Below are 18,155 nucleotides of genomic sequence, written 5' to 3'. Positions count from 1 at the left end.
GCCTTAGTTCACCCACACGCGAGCGTTACGGAACATGCGCATCCACGCCGCATCCTCGTTCCATTCTTCCGGACGCCAGGAGTTCTGTACGGCACGGAATACCCGCTCAGGGTGCGGCATCATGATGGTGACGCGACCGTCGCGGCTGGTCAGGCCTGTGATCCCGCGCGGCGAGCCGTTCGGGTTGGCCGGGTAGCTTTCGGTGACCTTGCCGTGGTTGTCGACAAAGCGCAGGGCCACGCAACCGGACAGGTCGGCTTCGAGCAGGGCTTCTGCGCTTTCGAATTCCGCATGGCCTTCGCCGTGGGCAATGGCGATCGGCATCCGCGAACCGGCCATGCCCTGCAGGAAGATCGAGTTCGACTCCTGGACCTGGACCATCGCCACACGGGCCTCGAACTGCTCGGACCGGTTGCGCACGAAGTGCGGCCAGAACTCGCTGCCCGGGATCAGCTCGTGCAGGTTGGACATCATCTGGCAACCGTTGCACACGCCGAGGGTGAAGGTGTCGTTGCGCTCGAAGAAGCCCTGGAAGGCGTCGCGGGCACGGCTGTTGAACAGTGCCGACTTGGCCCAGCCCTCGCCGGCGCCGAGTACGTCGCCGTAGGAGAAGCCGCCGCAGGCGACCATGCCCTTGAAGTCGTTCAGGTCGACACGACCGGCGAGGATGTCGCTCATGTGCACGTCGATCGCGTTGAAGCCGGCGCGGTCGAACGCCGCGGCCATTTCCACCTGGCCGTTGACGCCCTGCTCGCGCAGCACGGCAACCTGAGGACGCACGCCTTTCTTGATGTAAGGCGCGGCGATGTCCTGGTTGACGTCGAAGCTCAGCTTGACGCTCAGGCCCGGGTTGTCTTCTTCCAGCAGGACGTCGAATTCCTGCTCGGCGCAGTCGGCGTTGTCGCGCAGGCGCTGGATCTGGTAGCTGGTTTCAGCCCACTGGCGCTGCAACAGGCGACGCTCGCCGGCGAAGACGCTTTCGCCGTTGAAGCGGATGTTGATATGGCCGTTGTTGACCGGCTGGCCGATCACCGCCACGCAGTCGCCCAGGCCGGCGGCGCTGAATTGCGCCAGCACGCTCGGGGTCGCGTCCTGGCGAACCTGGATCACCGCGCCCAGTTCTTCGTTGAACAGGATGGCGGCGATATCGGCCGAGGTCTCGGCCAGGGCGTCGAGGTTCAGGTTCAGGCCGCAGTGGCCGGCGAAGGCCATTTCCACCACGCTGGTCAGCAGACCACCGTCGGAACGGTCGTGGTAAGCCAGCAGGTGACCGTCGGCATTGAGGCCCTGGATCACCGCGAAGAAGGCTTTCAGGTCTTCGGCGTCATCGACGTCCGGAGCCTGCTTGCCGAGCTTGCCGTGCACCTGGGCAAGGATCGAGGCGCCCATGCGGTTCTGGCCGCGACCGAGGTCGATCAGGACCAGGTCGGTGGTGCCCTTGTCCATGCGCAGTTGCGGGGTCAGGGTCTGGCGGATGTCGGCCACAGGCGCGAAACCGGTCACGATCAGCGACAGCGGCGAGGTCACGCTCTTGTCGACGCCCTTGTCGTTCCAGCGAGTGGCCATGGACATGGAGTCCTTGCCCACTGGGATGGTAATGCCCAGCTCAGGGCAGAGTTCCATGCCGACTGCCTTGACGGTGTCGTACAGACGCGCGTCTTCGCCTGGGTGACCGGCAGCGGACATCCAGTTGGCCGACAGCTTGATGTCGGAAATCTTCTCGATGCGCGAAGCGGCAATGTTGGTCAGGGTTTCGCCGATCGCCATGCGGCCCGACGCAGGAGCGTCCAGCAGAGCCAGCGGAGTACGCTCGCCCATGGCCATCGCTTCACCCGTGTAGACGTCGAAGCTGGTGGCGGTGACGGCAACGTCGGCCACCGGAACCTGCCACGGGCCGACCATCTGGTCACGCGCCACCAGGCCGGTGATGGTGCGGTCGCCGATGGTGATCAGGAAGCTCTTGCTGGCCACGGCCGGGTGATGCAGGACGCGCTCGATGCTTTCGGCGATGTCCAGGCTGGCCGGGTCGAAGTCGTCGCCCAGTTCGGTTTCGCGAACGGCCGAACGGTGCATGCGCGGGGCCTTGCCCAGCAGCACTTCCAGCGGCATGTCCACCGGGCTGTTGCCGAAGTGGCTGTCGGTCACGGTCAGTTGCGGCTCGGCAGTGGCTTCGCCGACGACCGCGAACGGGCAGCGTTCGCGCTCGCAGATGGCCTGGAAACGTTCGAAATCAGCCGCGCCGACGGCCAGGACGTAACGTTCCTGGGATTCGTTGGACCAGATTTCGTGCGGGGCCATGCCCGGCTCGTCGTTGGGAATGTTGCGCAGTTCGAAGCGACCGCCACGGCCGCCATCGTTGACCAGCTCCGGGAAGGCGTTGGACAGGCCACCCGCGCCAACGTCGTGGATGAAACTGATCGGGTTCTTGTCGCCCAGTTGCCAGCAGCGGTCGATGACCTCCTGGCAACGGCGCTCCATTTCCGGGTTTTCACGCTGTACCGAGGCGAAGTCCAGGTCGGCCGAGCTGGTGCCGGTGGCCATGGAGGAAGCGGCGCCGCCGCCCAGGCCGATGAGCATCGCCGGGCCGCCGAGGACGATCAGCTTGGAGCCTACGGTGATCTCGCCTTTCTGTACGTGTTCGGCACGGATGTTGCCCATGCCGCCCGCCAGCATGATCGGCTTGTGGTAACCGCGAACCTCTTCACCGCGCGGGGTGTCGATGGACTGTTCGAAGGTACGAAAGTAGCCGGTCAGGGCCGGACGGCCGAATTCGTTGTTGAACGCCGCGCCGCCCAGCGGGCCTTCGATCATGATGTCCAGGGCGTCGACGATGCGCTCGGGCTTGCCGTACGGCTTTTCCCATGGCTGTTCGAAGCCCGGGATCTGCAGGTTGGACACGGTGAAACCGGTCAGGCCGGCTTTCGGCTTGGCGCCACGACCGGTCGCGCCTTCGTCGCGGATCTCGCCGCCGGAACCGGTGGAAGCCCCCGGGAATGGCGCGATGGCGGTCGGGTGGTTGTGGGTCTCGACCTTCATCAGGATGTGCACCGGCTCCTGCACCGCGCCGTACTGGCGGGTATCGGGATTCGGGTAGAAGCGCCCGGCAACGGAACCGACGATGACCGCCGCGTTGTCCTTGTAGGCCGACAGCACACCTTCGTTGTGCATCTGATAGGTGTTCTTGATCATGCCGAACAGGCTTTTTTCCTGGCTCTGGCCGTCGATATCCCAACTGGCGTTGAAGATCTTGTGGCGGCAGTGCTCGGAGTTGGCCTGGGCGAACATCATCAGCTCGATGTCATGCGGGTTGCGCTTGAGCCCCTGGAAGGCGTTGACCAGGTAATCGATTTCGTCTTCGGCCAGGGCCAGGCCCAGTTCGGTGTTGGCCTGCTCCAGCGCGGCGCGGCCGCCACCGAGGATGTCGATGGCGGTCAGCGGCTTCGGCGTGGCATGGCTGAACAGGCCGGCAGCCTGTTCCAGGTTGCCCAGCACGATCTGGGTCATGCGGTCGTGCAGGGTGTCCGCGATCAACTGCGCTTGCGCGTCGCTGAATTCACCGGCCACATAGAAGGCAATGCCACGCTCCAGGCGCTGGATCTTGCTCAGGCCACAGTTGCGGGCGATATCGCTGGCCTTGCTCGACCATGGCGAGATGGTGCCGAAACGCGGCAACACCAGGAACAGACGACCGGTAGGTTCTTGCACCGGTACGCTTGGGCCGTACTTCAGAAGGCGCGCAAGCACCTGCTGTTCGTCGCCGGTCAGGACGCCGGTAACTTCGGCGAAGTGAGCGAATTCAGCATACAGGCCACTGACAGCTGGAACCTTCTGGCTCAGTTGCTCAAGGAGTTTGCTGTGGCGAAAGGCAGAAAGGGCAGGAGCGCCGCGCAGGATCAACATCTTCGGGACAGCCTCGGGAAGGGGTGTGCTTTGAGGCCGTGCATTCTAGCCTAAACCGCCCGCGACGGCACCCGAAACGGCACGCCCGAGCGCGGCCAGACGTCGGCCCGTGCGCAGCCCCCTGTGACAAAGGCTTATCCGGCCCCTTCAGAAGGGTTATTTCAACCCTTTCGACGAGGCCCGGAGGCCCATTCCCGAGGGCTCTGGCCGGGGGCCGGGACCTCTAGCAGACAAGCCCGTCGCTGTCGAGATATGGCGGTTGTTGTCCTTTGCGTATACTGCGCAGATGTTTTCCCCAATGGCTTTACGTCCGCGCTGTGCCCGATGGCTCATCGCAACCGGACTCTTCCTGATGCTCAGTGCCTGCGTTGAGAAACCCAGCACACTGGAGCGAGTAAAGGAGGATGGCGTGCTGCGGGTGGTCACCCGTAACAGCCCGGCCACCTACTTTCAGGATCGCAATGGTGAAACCGGCTTCGAATACGAGCTGGTGAAACGCTTCGCCGACGATCTGGGGGTAACGCTGAAGATCGAAACCGCGGACAACCTCGACGACCTCTTCGACCAGCTGGGTAAACCTGACGGCCCGGTGCTGGCTGCTGCCGGCCTGGTCAGCAGCGAGAAACGCAAGCAGCAAGTCCGGTTTTCCCATACCTATCTGGAAGTCACCCCGCAGGTCATCTACCGCAACGGCCAGTCCCGCCCCACCGATGCGAGCGACCTGGTCGGCAAGAAGATCATGGTGCTCAAGGGCAGCACCCACGCCGAACAACTGGCCGCACTCAAGCTGAAATACCCCGGCATTCAGTATGAAGAGTCCGACGAGGTCGAAGTGGTCGACCTGCTGCGCATGGTCGACGAGGGGCAGATCGACCTGACCCTGGTGGATTCCAACGAAGTGGCGATGAACCAGGTGTATTTCGCCAATATCCGCGTCGCCTTCGACCTTGGCGATGCCAGCAACCAGAGCTGGGCCGTGGCCGCCGGCGAAGACAACAGCCTGCTCAACGAAATCAATGCCTTCCTCGACAAGGTGCAGAAGAACGGCACCCTGCAACGCCTGAAGGACCGTTATTACGGGCACGTGGATGTCCTCGGTTATGTCGGCGCCTACACCTTTGCCCAGCACCTGCAGCAGCGCCTGCCCAAATACGAGAAGCACTTCAAGGCCTCGGCCAAGGAAGAGAAGGTCGACTGGCGCCTGCTGGCGGCCATTGGCTACCAGGAATCCTTGTGGCAACCGAGCGTCACCTCCAAGACCGGTGTGCGTGGCCTGATGATGCTGACCCAGAACACCGCACAGGCCATGGGCGTGTCCAACCGCCTGGACGCCAAGCAAAGCATCCAGGGCGGCGCCAAGTACCTTGCGTACATGAAGGACCAGCTGGACGACAAGATCGAAGAGCCGGACCGCACCTGGTTCGCCCTCGCCGCCTACAACGTCGGCAGCGGCCACCTGGATGACGCCCGCAAGCTGGCGCAAAAGGAAGGGCTGAACCCGAACAAGTGGCTGGACGTGAAGAAGATGCTGCCGCGCCTCTCGCAGAAGCAGTGGTACAGCAAGACCCGCTATGGCTATGCCCGGGGCGGCGAGCCGGTGCATTTCGTCGCCAACATCCGTCGTTACTACGACATCCTGACCTGGGTCACGCAGCCGCAGCTGGAAGGCGACCAGGTGGCCGAGGGCAATCTGCATGTGCCGGGCGTGGACAAGACCAAGCCGACCCAGGAAACCCCGCCGCTTTAACTCCTCTGTCGTAGCCGCTGCCTAAGGCTGCGACAGGTCCGCAGGACCTGAAAAACCGTAACATCGCCACGACCGTTCCAGTCGATCGCAGCCTGCGGCAGCGGCGACAGCGCTTTCGTCAGGCCTTGGCTGCCGCCAGGATCAGCGCCTTCATCTCTGCCACCGCGCCCTTGAAGCCGACGAACAGCGCATGGGCCACCAGCGCATGGCCGATGTTCAACTCGTTGATGCCCTTGATCGCCGCAACCGCCTCGACGTTGTGGTAATGCAGGCCGTGGCCGGCATTGACGATCAGGCCCTGGCCCAGGCCGAAAGCCACGCCGTCAGCCACGCGCTGCAGCTCCTCGGCCACTTCGCTCGGCGTTTCGGCATCGGCATAACGCCCGGTGTGCAACTCGATGGCCGGCGCGCCCACACGTCGGGAGGCTGCGATCTGCCGCTCATCGGCGTCGATGAACAGCGACACTTCGGCGCCGATCTTCGACAGCCGCTCTACCGCCGCCTTGATCCGCGCTTCCTGCCCGGCGACATCCAGGCCACCTTCGGTGGTCAGCTCCTGGCGGGTTTCCGGAACCAGGCAGATGTGCGCCGGGCGGATGCGTTCGGCGAACGCCATCATTTCCTCGGTGACGCCCATCTCGAAGTTCATGCGGGTTTGCAGTACGTCCTTGAGCAGCAGCACATCGCGCTCCTGGATATGCCGGCGGTCCTCGCGCAGGTGCACGGTGATGCCGTCGGCCCCCGCCTCTTCCGCGTCCAGCGCCGCCTTGACCGGATCAGGGTAACGGGTGCCCCGGGCCTGGCGCAGGGTGGCTACGTGGTCGATGTTCACGCCAAGAAGAATGCGATTGCTGGTGGTCACGAAAGCGCTCCTGAGGAGTTAGGGATTCGGTGCACAGCATATAGTGTCCGCTGGCGAAAATAACTGCCGGCGTTCGGTCGCACGAGCAAGCCAGGCAGGATTCGAGCGTATTGGCGTAATGGGACGACTAGTGGCCTGTACGGTTAATTCGGCTACTCAAATTCGAGTGCCAGGGCTTGCCAGGCAAGGCGCCATGACGAGTCGTAGCCCGCTACGGCGAGGAATGGCAACGCAGCCTGGCGAGCACTGGCGCCGAAGTTGAGTGCACGAATTAGCCACACAGGCCACTAGGGCTTGCGAAACAATTCGCGACTGACCAATGGCCGACCGCCCAGGTGCACCGCCAGCGCCTGGCGCATCAAGCGCTTGGCCGCCGCCAGCGCCCCGGGCGCGCTCCAGTCGGCTTGCGCCATGGCCAGCAGCTCGGTGCCATTGAACAGCCCCGGTTGCAACAGGTGAACCTGCTCCAGGCCGGCATCCACCTGCAGGCGATACATGCCCTGCGCCTCGATCGGCGCGCCGTGGATATCCATGTCCAGGGCAAAGCCATAGCCCAGGTCGTCCAGCAGGCGCCACTCGAAGGCACGCAGCAAGGGCTCCAGGGCCCTGCCCTCGGCCAAGGCCAGCAAGGTCGCCGCATAGTGCTCGAAGATCGCCGGATGCGGATCTTCGGCGGGCAGCAGGCGGATCAGCAGCTCGTTGAGGTAAAGACCACTGAACAGCGCTTCGCCGTTGAGCCAGGTGGAGGTTCCCGCGCTTTCCATGCGCCCGACGTTTTTCAGCTCGCCGCGCCCGCGAAACTCCACTTCCAGCGGCACGAACGGCCGCGCCAGGGTCCCGGCCTTGCCCCGCGCGCCACGCAATACCGCACGCAGCCGCCCTTGGGGCGTGAGGAAGTCCACCAACGCACTGCTCTCGCGATAGGCGCGACTGTGCAGGACGTACGCGGGCTGGCCGATGGGAGCACTACTGGACATAGGTGTCGGGGGATCTCAAGGCTTGAGAAAGTGACAGGTCCACGAGCCGAACCTTTATCGCCAGCGGCTCGCCCCCTACATGCTGCAGGAGCGAGGCGCTGGCGACGAGGCAGGATTTACAGGTCGCCGTAGCCCAGCGAACGCAGGGCGCGCTCGTCATCGGACCAACCGCCCTTGACCTTGACCCACAGGTTGAGCATGACCTTGGAGTCGAACAGCAGCTCCATGTCCTTGCGCGCTTCCATGCCGATGCGCTTGATGCGCTCACCCTTGTCGCCAATGATGATTTTCTTCTGGCCGTCGCGCTCGACGAGGATCAAGGCATGAATGTGCAGGGTCTTGCCCTGCTGCTTGAACTCTTCGATTTCCACGGTGATCTGGTACGGCAGCTCGGCCCCCAGCTGGCGCATGATCTTCTCGCGCACCAGTTCGGCGGCGAGGAAACGGCTGCTGCGGTCGGTGATCTGGTCTTCCGGGAAGAAGTGATCGTTTTCCGGCAGGTGCTTGGCGATCAGGCCTTCCAGGGCTTCCAGGTTGTGCCCCTGCTGGGCCGACACCGGAACGATCTCGGCGTTCGGCAACTGCTCCTGCAACCAGGTCAGGTGCGGCATCAGCTCGGCCTTGTCCTCGATGCGATCGGTCTTGTTGATCGCCAGGATCACCGGGCCCTGCACGTACTGCACGCGCTCCAGTACCAGCTGGTCTTCGTCGGTCCACTTGGTGCGGTCAACGACGAAGATCACCACGTCGACGTCTTTCAAGGCCGCCGAGGCGGTCTTGTTCATGTAGCGGTTCAGCGCCTTCTCGTTGCTCTTGTGCATGCCCGGGGTGTCGACGTAGATCGCCTGGATCTCGCCTTCGGTCTTGATGCCGAGCATGTTGTGCCGGGTGGTCTGCGGCTTGCGCGAGGTGATGGCCAGCTTCTGCCCCAGGATATGGTTCAGCAGCGTGGACTTGCCCACGTTCGGACGGCCGACGATGGCGACATAGCCACAGCGTGTTGCAGTTGTATCAGTCATGGCCATTCTCCACGCCCAGGGCAATCAGTGCTGCGGCGGCCGCTACCTGTTCGGCAATACGACGACTCACACCCTGACCTCGGCTTTTTTCGTTCAGTAGGGTGATTTCACATTCGACGAAGAACGTCCGGCAATGAGGCTCACCCTGGATATCCACCACTTCGTAGCGGGGCAGTTCACAGGCACGCGACTGCAGGAATTCCTGCAGGCGGGTCTTGGGGTCCTTGTTGGTGTCGACCAGCGTCAGGCTGTCGAACTCGGACGTCAGCCAGGACAGCACGCGCTCACGCGCGACTTCCATGCCCGCATCCAGGTAGATCGCACCAATCAGCGCTTCCAGGGCATCGGCGAGGATCGACTCACGGCGGAAACCGCCGCTTTTCAACTCACCGGAGCCCAGGCGCAGGTATTCGCCCAGATCGAAACCACGGGCCAGCACGGCCAGGGTTTCTCCCTTCACCAGGCGCGCGCGCAGACGCGACAGCTGGCCTTCGCGGGCCTGGGGGAAACGCTCGAACAGCGCTTCGCCAGCGACGAAGTTGAGGATGGCGTCACCGAGGAACTCCAGGCGCTCATTGTTGCGCCCGGCAAAACTGCGGTGAGTGAGGGCCAGGACCATCAGTTCCTGGTCCTTGAAGGTGTAACCGAGCTGACGCTCGAGACGGCTCAAAGAAACGCTCACGGTTTACCCACGCTGAGTTCGTGGTTGAATTTCACCACCTTGGAGACGAGGCACGAGGTGCCTGTGGCAATTAACGCTGTGTTCAAATCCACATCCTGAATATCGTTGACTGCTGCTTCTGGTGACGCCTGGGAGGCTGCCGAACCTGGCGGGCCGGTGTTCTGCAAGATCCAGAAAAGCATTCGGCGCTGTGTTCAACAGCGCCGTGTTTGATTACTTGATCAGGCCAACCCGCGAGAAATTCGGCAGGTGGCTGAGTTTCGGTTCGGGCCAGCTCATCCAGACGGCGAAGGCCTTGCCGACGATATTCTTGTCGGGAACCATGCCCAGCAGGTCCTTGGGAATGCTCGGGTCATCCCAGTAGCGGCTGTCGTTCGAGTTGTCGCGGTTGTCGCCCATCATGAAGTAGTGCCCGGCAGGCACTGTCCACTGACGGTCCGGGGTGGCCCGGTAGCGGCTCATTTCCTTGCGGATCAGGTGCTCGGCGGCGCCGAGTTTTTCCTTGTAGAGCTCCGCGCTGCCCAGGGTGCCCGGCTCGGAGCCGACCAGTTGCTCGGCGACCGACTGGCCGTTGACCAGCAGGCGCTTGTCGCTGGTGTAGCGCACTTCGTCGCCCGGCAGGCCAACCACACGCTTGATGTAGTTGACGTTCGGATCGCTCGGGTAGCGGAACACCATCACATCGCCGCGCTGCGGATCACCGACCTCGATGACTTTCTTGTCGATCACCGGCAGGCGGATCCCGTAAGAAAACTTGTTCACCAGGATGAAGTCGCCCACATCCAGGGTCGGCTTCATCGATCCCGAAGGAATCTGAAACGGTTCCACCAGGAACGAACGCAGCACCAGCACGATGAACAGCACCGGAAAGAACGATTTGCCGTACTCGACCAGCATCGGCTCCTTGTTCAGTTTCTCGATGACCAGTCCATCCGGCTGGCTGACGCTGCCCTGATAGTTGGTAATGGCGGCACGCCGGCGCGGCGCCAGAAAGACCAGATCGAGCAACGCCAGGAGGCCGCAGACGGCGACGGCGATGACCAGCAACAGCGGGAAATTTAGCGACATAGGACCTAACTATCCAACCTGAGCACGGCAAGGAAGGCTTCTTGTGGAATCTCCACGTTACCCACTTGCTTCATGCGTTTCTTACCGGCCTTCTGCTTTTCCAACAGCTTGCGCTTACGGCTAACGTCACCACCGTAGCATTTGGCCAGTACGTTCTTTCTGAGCGCCTTGACGGTTGTCCGCGCCACAATCTGCCCGCCAATGGCGGCCTGGATTGCCACGTCGAACATCTGCCGAGGAATCAGTTCCTTCATCTTCTCGGTCAACGCACGCCCTTTGTAGTGCGCGTTGTCACGGTGCACGATCAATGCCAGGGCGTCGACTTTCTCACCGTTGATCAGCACATCCAGCTTGACCAGATTAGCCGATTGGTAGCGATCGAAATGATAATCCAGCGAAGCATAGCCACGACTGGTGGATTTGAGGCGGTCGAAGAAGTCCAGGACCACTTCGTTCATCGGCAGGTCGTAAGTCACCTGGACCTGGCTGCCGAGGAACAGCATGTCGTGCTGTATGCCGCGTTTCTCGATGCACAGGGTAATGACGTTACCCAGGTGCTCCTGCGGCACAAGGATATTAGCCCGCACGATCGGCTCGCGCATGTCTTCGATGGATGACAGATCCGGCAACTTCGATGGGTTATCGACGTAGATCGTCTCACCATTCTTCAGTTGCAGCTCGAAAATCACCGTCGGCGCCGTGGTGATCAGGTCCAGGTCGTATTCGCGCTCCAGGCGCTCCTGGATGATTTCCATGTGCAGCATGCCGAGGAAGCCGCAACGGAAGCCGAAGCCCAGTGCGTCGGAGCTTTCCGGGGTGTATTGCAGCGACGAGTCGTTCAGCGTGAGTTTTTGCAGGGCTTCGCGGAAGTCTTCGAAGTCGTCGGAGCTGACCGGGAACAGGCCGGCGTAGACCTGTGGCTGAATGCGCTTGAAGCCGGGCAGCACTTCGACGTCGGGGGTCGAACTCAGGGTCAGGGTGTCACCTACCGGTGCACCGTGAATGTCCTTGATGCCGGCGATGATGAAGCCTACTTCACCGGCCTTCAGGTCGCTGGTGGCGGTGTGTTTCGGGTTGAATACACCGACGCTGTCCACCAGGTGGATCTTGCCGGTGGATTTCACCAGGATCTTGTCGCCCTTCTTCACTCGGCCATGGCGCACGCGAACCAGGGAGACGACGCCCAGGTAGTTGTCGAACCAGGAGTCGATGATCAACGCTTGCAGCGGATCCTCGATGTTGCCGGTCGGCGCGGGAATGGTGGTTACCAGGCGCTCCAGCACCTCGTCGACACCCAGGCCGGTCTTGGCGCTGCAGGTCACGGCGTCGGTGGCATCGATACCGATGATCTTCTCGATCTCTTCCTTGACCCGGTCCGGATCGGCCTGCGGCAGGTCGATCTTGTTCAGCACCGGCATGACCTCCAGGCCCTGCTCGATGGCGGTGTAGCAGTTGGCGACCGACTGCGCTTCCACGCCCTGGCCGGCGTCGACCACCAGCAAGGCGCCTTCGCAGGCGGCCAGCGACCGGCTGACTTCATAGGTGAAGTCCACGTGGCCTGGGGTGTCGATGAAGTTCAGCTGGTAGGTGATGCCGTCGCGGGCTTTGTAATAGAGGGTAACGCTGTGGGCCTTGATGGTGATCCCGCGTTCACGCTCAAGGTCCATGGAGTCCAGAACCTGGGCTTCCATTTCGCGCTCGGCCAGGCCGCCGCACATCTGGATGAAGCGATCGGCCAGAGTCGACTTGCCATGGTCAATGTGGGCGATGATGGAGAAATTGCGGATATGACTCAAATCACTCACGGATCAACACTCAAAAAGGCTGCAGGCATAGCCCGCCGAAAAATAGCCGGGAATTGTACCTGATAGACGACGCAAGCGTCACGTTCGCCTGTCAGTGGTGCATGAACGCAAAACGCCCCGGTCTTTCGACAGGGGCGTTTCTCTTGCGCGTGGCGTCATGGGCGCCGGTCAACCGGCCCGGCGCAACAACCAGAACCCGGCCAGGGCACAGAAACCGGCGGGAACCAGCACCGCGAACAGCGGCGAGAAGCCGAATACCAGGCTCGACGGGCCCAGCAGGTCCTGGGCGATGCGGAAGGTGAACCCTACCAGCACGCCGGTGAACACCCGCTGGCCAAGGGTCACGGAACGCAACGGACCGAAAATGAACGAGATCGCCATCAATACCAGGGCTGCGGTGACCAGCGGTTGCAGCACCTTGACCCAGAACGCCAGCCAGTAGCGACCGTTGTTCAAGCCCTGATCGGCCAGGTAGTGGATGTAGCCCCACAAGCCGCTGATCGACAGGGACTCCGGCGCCATCACCACAGTGCTCAGCAGTTGCGGGCTCAAGGCCACGTCCCAGCGTTCCTGAGGGGTGTTGATGACTTCGGTGTGGCCTTCGCGGAAATAGGTGGTGGTGACGTCGCTCAGTTGCCAGTAGCTCTCTTCGAAACGGGCCTGGCGGGCGAAGCTCGAGGACAACATGTGCCGCTGATCGTCGAAGTGATAACGGGTCACGCCATACAGCAGGCCGTTGGGTTGCACGGCGTTGATGTGGATGAACTCCTCGCCCTGACGGTGCCACAGGCCGCGCTTGGAACTTTGCGCGTCGCCCGAACCCTGGGCCAGCGCGCGACTGGCCTGTGCCTGGCTTTCCGTGGCGGGAGCGACGTATTCGCCGATCAGCACACCGGCCAGCATCAGGAACAGCATCGGCTTCATCACCGCCCAGACGATCCGCCCGATGGACACGCCAGCGGCGCGCATAATGGTCAGTTCACTGTTGCTGGCCAGGCTGCCCAGGCCGATCAGGCAGCCGATCAGGGCCGCCATCGGCAGCATTTCGTAGAGCCGGCGAGGCGCCGTCATGACCACGAAGCTCAACACATCCATCACGGTGTAGCTGTCGCTGACACTGCCCATCTCGTCGATGAAGGCGAACAGCGACGCCAGGCCGAGAATGATCCCCAGTACCGCCAGAATGGCCAGCAGGACACTGTTACCGATGTAGCGATCGAGCTTAACCACGAGCCACCTCCTTCATGCTGCGGCGGCTCGCCAGTTTCAGACGCAAGGGTTCCCAGTACAGCAATCCGAGGCCAATCAATAGAAACAGTCCGTGTACCCACCACAGGCCCAGCGCTTGCGGCAGCTTGCCTTTTTCCAGCGAGCCACGGGCCGCGATCAGGATGGTCAGGTAAGCCATATAAAGAAGAATCGCCGGCAGCAGTTTGAGGAAGCGGCCCTGCCGCGGGTTGACCCGGGACAGCGGCACCGCCATCAGGGTCACGACAAACACCAGCAATGGCAGGGAAATACGCCATTGCAGCTCGGCATGGGCGCGCAGGTCCGGGTTGCCGATCAGATCGCGGGTCGGCATGGCGTCGCGGTCGGTGACTTCGTCGCTGACGTCCGGCTTGGCCAGCAATACGCCGTAGGTGTCGTACTTGATGACCCGGTAATCGGCCTGGCCCGGGTTACCGTCGTAGCGATAACCGTTTTCCAGGATCAGGTAGCGGTTGCCGTCCGGACGAATGTCCTGGTGCCCCTTCTCTGCCACCAGCACCGAGATGCCCTGGTCCTTCTTGTCCTGGCTCAGGCGTTTTTCCGAGATGAACACCCCACCCAGGTTGGCCCGGTCATCGGACAAGTGTTCGGTATAGGTCACCCGGGTACCGTCGTTGAGCGCCTGGAAGCGCCCCGGCACCAGGGTGTCGAATTCGGTCATGGCGTCCTGCTTGTTCAGCAGCAGCTGGAACTGATTGGCCCCCTGCGGCGCCAGGCTCAGGCTCAGCCACGCCACCAGCAGGGCCACCAGCGCGGCCGGGATCATGGTCATGCCCAGCAGGCGCTGCTGGCTCATGCCGGTGGCCGACAGCACGGTCATTTCACTTTCGAGGTACAGCCGGCCGTAGGCCAGGAGAATGCCAAGGAACAACCCCAGCGGCAGGATCAGTTGCAGGAAGCCCGGCAGGCGAAAGCCCATGATCAGGAACAGCGAGCCCGGGTCCAGTGCACCCGAGGCCGCTTGCGCGAGGTATTTGACGAAACGTCCGCTCATGATGATGACCAGTAGAACGGCACTCACGGCGCTCAAGGTCAGCAACACTTCGCGGGATAGATAACGGAAGACGATCAAACCAGACACTCCAGGGTTGTCAGGCTAAGGCGGCCAAACAAGCAAACACGGCCCGTGAAGCCGAGCCGCCGAAAAAGATGGCGCATTATCCTGTGATTGCATGCGCCTGTCACTGCGCATGCTCACGCAGGCCTCTAAAGCGGCGAAGTTCGCTCATGGGAGGGTTGTCAGCCTCGACCGCCCGGGTTCAAACTGGCGGCCCTGTCGTTGGCCGCTGCCGACGCCTCTCCTTATAAAAGCTACAGACATGACAAGCCTGGCGCACGGCATTGGCCCTGCGCTCTTTGACCATTAATTCAGGGACCCGGACATGGAACTGGTTGTAAAAAGCGTTAGCCCGGAAACGTTGAAGACCGCCACTCTGGTGGTCGCCGTCGGCGAAGGCCGCAAGCTCGGCAGCGTTGCCAAACAACTCGACGAGCTCAGTGGCGGCGCCATCGGTGCGGTACTCAAGCGCGGCGACCTGGACGGCAAGGTCGGCCAGAGCCTGCTGTTGCACGCCCTGCCGAACCTGAAGGCCGAACGTGTCCTGCTGGTCGGTACCGGCAAGGACGCCGAACTGGGCGACCGCCCGTTCCGCAAGATCGTCAGTGGCATCCTCACTACCCTCAAGGGCCTGGGCGGCAGCGAGGCCGTGCTGGCGCTGGACGAAGTGGTGGTCAAGGGTCGCGACAGCTATGGCAAGACCCGCCTGCTGGCTGAAACCCTGGTGGACGGCGAATACAGCTTCGACCAGTTCAAGAGCCAGAAAGCCGAACCGCGCGCCTTGAAGAAAATCACCCTGCTGACCATCAAGGCCGCGCTGGCCGAAGTCGAGCGCGCCGTGGCCCACGCCAAGGCAATCGCCAACGGCATGGCCTTCACCCGCAACCTGGGCAACCTGCCGCCGAACATCTGCCACCCGACCTTCCTCGGCGAACAGGCCAAGGCCCTGGGCAAGGAATTCAAGGCCCTGAAAGTCGAAGTCCTCGACGAGAAGAAGATCAAGGAACTGGGCATGGGCTCGTTCTATGCCGTGGGCCAGGGCAGCGCCCAGCCGCCACGCCTGATCGTCATGCAATACAACGGCGGCAAGAAATCCGAGAAGCCGTACACCCTGGTCGGCAAGGGCATCACCTTCGACACCGGCGGCATCAGCCTCAAGCCTGGCGCCGGCATGGATGAAATGAAGTACGACATGGGTGGCGCCGCCAGCGTGTTCGGTACCCTGCGTGCCGTGCTGGAGCTCAAGCTGCCGATCAACCTGGTGTGCATCCTGGCCTGCGCCGAGAACATGCCGAGCGGCACCGCTTCGCGTCCGGGCGATATCGTCACCACCATGAGCGGCCAGACCGTGGAAATCCTCAACACCGACGCCGAAGGCCGCCTGGTGCTGTGCGATGCCCTGACCTATGCCGAGCGCTTCAAGCCACAGGCGGTGATCGATATCGCCACCCTGACCGGTGCCTGCGTGGTCGCCCTCGGCTCCCATACCTCGGGCCTGCTGGGCAACAACGACGAATTGATCGGCCAGTTGCTGAGCGCCGGCGTTCAGGCTGATGACCGCGCCTGGCAGCTGCCGCTGTTCGACGAGTACCAGGAACAGCTGGACAGCCCGTTCGCCGACATCGCCAATATCGGCGGCCCGAAAGCCGGCACCATTACCGCTGCCTGTTTCCTGTCGCGCTTCACCAAGCAGTACAACTGGGCACACCTGGATATCGCCGGTACCGCCTGGACCAGCGGCGGCAAGGACAAGGGCGCCACTGGCCGTCCGGTCCCCCTGTTGACCCAATACCTGCTGGACCGCGCCAAGGCCTGAAACCTATGACCTCGGGGTGCGCCGCCCACACGCGGCGCACTCCCGGGTTCAGGAACCGCAATGACCAAAGTCGACTTCTATATCCTTCCCAGCGCGGATCCTTCGGCGCGCCTGGACTTCGCCTGCAAGCTCACCGACAAGGCCTGGCGCATGGGGCACCGCATCTACCTGCATTGCAGCGACGCGGCCCAGCGCGACGAGCTCGATGCCCGCTTGTGGCGCTTCAAGGGCGAAACCTTCGTGCCCCACGGCCCCGCCGAAAGCGAGCCGGATGGCGTGATCGTTCTCGGCCTCGGCGACGACCCTGGCGAACATCATGACCTGCTGGTCAACCTGGACCTGAAAGTCCCGGCATTTGCCCAGCGTTTTGCCCGCATCGCCGAAGTGGTGGTGGAAGACCCGACTATCCGCCAGGCCGCTCGCGAGAGTTTCCGTTTCTACCGCGAACAGGGCTATCCTCTGCAAGATCACCGTTTACAGCGACTCTGAGCCATCGATGGACACTCCCAAACCGCTGCAAAAGTCCGCGCACCTGCTGGATGACCTCGAGTCCATCCGCCAACTGCTCGGCGATGACGACCTGCAACCTCCGCTGCTGACCGAGACCGTCGACGGCGAAGTGCAGATTCCACTGCTGTTCGATATGGTCGGCGGCAAGCCTGCCGTCGAATCCCTCGACGAGGCGCCGGCAGGACCACAACCGGCCCCCGTTCCGGTGGTCGAACCGCCACCGGCTCCCGTAGTGGTCGCTCCAGCCCCGACACCGACATCGGCACCAAAACCCGCACCAGCGCCCAAGAACCAGGATGCCCTGCTGCACCTGGACAGCGAACTGCGCGCCGCCGCGCAACTGATCATGCAAGACGTGATCGACGACTTCGCCCCGCACATCGAAACCGAGATCAAGCGTCGCCTCGACGCACGAATGGATCGCCTGCTGAGCCAGTACGACGCCTGACCCCTGCCTTGTTCAGCGGACAAACCTCGCAGCTACAGGTCCCCAGCCATCTGTAGCAACTGTGTTTCTCACGTGATTTGCGCAGAAGCCTGGAAGGCTTCGCGCATTCGCGCGTTCAGAATTGTGATGAGCTTGCGCATGGCAGCGACCAGCGCCAGCTTCTTTGGTTTGCCCCGACCAACCAGCCCCTCGTAAAACGTTTTGAGCACCGGGTCATAGCGAACCGCACTCAAAGCCGCCATGTAGATCATCGCTCGCGGATTGGCCCGACCACCCCAGGTAATCCGTCGCCCATGGGACCTGCCGCTATCTTTGGCAAGTGGCGCTACACCGTAGAGCTTGGCAATCGCCTTGCGATTCAAATGGCCTAGCTCAGGCATGTCACAAACAAGAGTCGAGAGAACAACAGGGCCAACACCTTTGATCGCCGAGGCCACCTTGGCCTGTATCGACCCCTTGAGCTGCTCGCTAATGTGCATGTCCAGCTCGTCTCGGTCGGCTTCCAGGCGCTGGATATTGCGTTCAAGCATTAAGCGCATGGCCGGTTGCTCAGTCAGGCGTCGCCGCTGCTTTTCTGCCGCCAGCATTTGCACCACTTGCTGGCGGCGGCGATGACAAGCGTGCAGAAACTGAGTTTCTTCGTTTGGGGACTGATAGCGATTGAGCTTGAGGACGCTTGCCATATGGGCAAGGACGCAAGCATCCAGGCGGTCGGTTTTCGCCAACTGGCCTGTTGAACGAGCAAAGTCCCGAGCCTGTCGAGGATTGACTCTGACCATGGGCAAACCAGCGGCATAGAGCGCCTTCAACGCTTGCAGCTCATAGCCACCGGTTGCTTCCAGGACCACTTGCTGAGGAGCGAATGGCGTTAGCCAAGCAATCACCTGCTGCCATCCTGCCGAATCATTGGAGGTGTGTAGTTGTGGTCCATGTTTGTCCACCTTCACATCCAAAGTGTCCTTGCTCACATCGATACCGGCGCCTATGCAACCCAT

At 62.4% G+C, this 18,155-nt stretch carries 15 protein-coding genes; 4 read left to right on the top strand and 11 right to left on the bottom strand.

What is annotated here, in order from left to right:
* Window positions 1-3: 3 nt before the first annotated feature.
* On the bottom strand, window positions 4-3,900 hold the full coding sequence (purL, locus tag IF690_RS06205) for a phosphoribosylformylglycinamidine synthase (RefSeq protein ID WP_202699277.1): 3,897 nt from the start codon (window positions 3,898-3,900) through the stop codon (window positions 4-6).
* A 286-nt stretch (window positions 3,901-4,186) separates the two neighbouring features.
* Between purL and mltF the strand changes: the two genes are divergently transcribed.
* Window positions 4,187-5,647 carry a membrane-bound lytic murein transglycosylase MltF gene (gene mltF, locus IF690_RS06200; RefSeq protein WP_202699276.1) on the top strand — a complete coding sequence of 487 codons (1,461 nt, stop codon included), beginning with the start codon at window positions 4,187-4,189 and terminating at the stop codon, window positions 5,645-5,647.
* A gap of 118 nt (window positions 5,648-5,765) precedes the next feature.
* Here mltF and pdxJ read toward each other — a convergent pair whose 3' ends face one another.
* From pdxJ to lptF, 9 genes are all read right to left on the bottom strand, one after another.
* Window positions 5,766-6,509 carry a pyridoxine 5'-phosphate synthase gene (pdxJ, locus tag IF690_RS06195; RefSeq protein WP_023969711.1) on the bottom strand — a complete coding sequence of 248 codons (744 nt, stop codon included), beginning with the start codon at window positions 6,507-6,509 and terminating at the stop codon, window positions 5,766-5,768.
* 287 nt (window positions 6,510-6,796) lie between these two features.
* On the bottom strand, window positions 6,797-7,486 hold the full coding sequence (recO, locus tag IF690_RS06190; RefSeq protein ID WP_202699275.1) for a DNA repair protein RecO: 690 nt from the start codon (window positions 7,484-7,486) through the stop codon (window positions 6,797-6,799).
* Window positions 7,487-7,602: 116 nt separating this feature from the next.
* Entirely contained in the window at window positions 7,603-8,505 is a 903-nt protein-coding gene (era, locus tag IF690_RS06185) for a GTPase Era (protein WP_202699274.1), read from the bottom strand.
* A complete protein-coding gene (rnc, locus tag IF690_RS06180) occupies window positions 8,498-9,187 on the bottom strand; it encodes a ribonuclease III (protein ID WP_009042306.1) in 690 nt (229 codons plus the stop codon). The genes era and rnc overlap by 8 nt, the downstream gene beginning before the upstream one ends.
* A complete protein-coding gene (locus IF690_RS06175) occupies window positions 9,184-9,369 on the bottom strand; it encodes a hypothetical protein (protein WP_009047124.1) in 186 nt (61 codons plus the stop codon). The genes rnc and IF690_RS06175 overlap by 4 nt, the downstream gene beginning before the upstream one ends.
* A 31-nt stretch (window positions 9,370-9,400) precedes the next feature.
* A complete protein-coding gene (gene lepB / locus IF690_RS06170) occupies window positions 9,401-10,255 on the bottom strand; it encodes a signal peptidase I (RefSeq protein ID WP_038581913.1) in 855 nt (284 codons plus the stop codon).
* Between the two features lie 5 nt (window positions 10,256-10,260).
* Complete coding sequence (lepA, locus tag IF690_RS06165) at window positions 10,261-12,060, bottom strand: translation elongation factor 4 (RefSeq protein WP_023969707.1); 1,800 nt, start codon at window positions 12,058-12,060, stop codon at window positions 10,261-10,263.
* A 168-nt stretch (window positions 12,061-12,228) separates the two neighbouring features.
* Window positions 12,229-13,290 carry an LPS export ABC transporter permease LptG gene (gene lptG, locus IF690_RS06160; RefSeq protein WP_202699273.1) on the bottom strand — a complete coding sequence of 354 codons (1,062 nt, stop codon included), beginning with the start codon at window positions 13,288-13,290 and terminating at the stop codon, window positions 12,229-12,231.
* Window positions 13,283-14,401, bottom strand: a complete 1,119-nt coding sequence (lptF, locus tag IF690_RS06155; RefSeq protein ID WP_092417918.1) for an LPS export ABC transporter permease LptF — start codon at window positions 14,399-14,401, stop codon at window positions 13,283-13,285. Before lptF ends, lptG begins: the two co-directional genes overlap by 8 nt.
* A gap of 310 nt (window positions 14,402-14,711) precedes the next feature.
* Between lptF and IF690_RS06150 the strand changes: the two genes are divergently transcribed.
* The 3 genes from IF690_RS06150 to IF690_RS06140 are packed head-to-tail and all read left to right on the top strand — an operon-like array spanning window position 14,712 to window position 17,160.
* Window positions 14,712-16,202 carry a leucyl aminopeptidase gene (locus IF690_RS06150; protein ID WP_202699272.1) on the top strand — a complete coding sequence of 497 codons (1,491 nt, stop codon included), beginning with the start codon at window positions 14,712-14,714 and terminating at the stop codon, window positions 16,200-16,202.
* 60 nt (window positions 16,203-16,262) lie between these two features.
* Window positions 16,263-16,691: a DNA polymerase III subunit chi gene (locus tag IF690_RS06145; protein ID WP_092299672.1), complete on the top strand. Its 429-nt coding sequence runs from the start codon at window positions 16,263-16,265 to the stop codon at window positions 16,689-16,691.
* A gap of 7 nt (window positions 16,692-16,698) precedes the next feature.
* Window positions 16,699-17,160, top strand: coding sequence for a DNA polymerase III subunit chi (locus IF690_RS06140; protein WP_202699271.1), 462 nt, complete (start codon window positions 16,699-16,701; stop codon window positions 17,158-17,160).
* 68 nt (window positions 17,161-17,228) lie between these two features.
* On the opposite strand, the gene IF690_RS06135 is transcribed toward IF690_RS06140, so the two are convergent.
* Window positions 17,229-18,155 (bottom strand): IS110 family RNA-guided transposase, encoded by a 927-nt coding sequence (locus IF690_RS06135; protein ID WP_202699270.1) that lies wholly within the window; start codon window positions 18,153-18,155, stop codon window positions 17,229-17,231.

The organism is Pseudomonas sp. SK3(2021), from assembly GCF_016772375.1.
In the GTDB taxonomy this organism is placed as follows: domain Bacteria; phylum Pseudomonadota; class Gammaproteobacteria; order Pseudomonadales; family Pseudomonadaceae; genus Aquipseudomonas; species Aquipseudomonas chlororaphis_I.
This window is presented reverse-complemented; position numbering and strand designations above follow the sequence as displayed.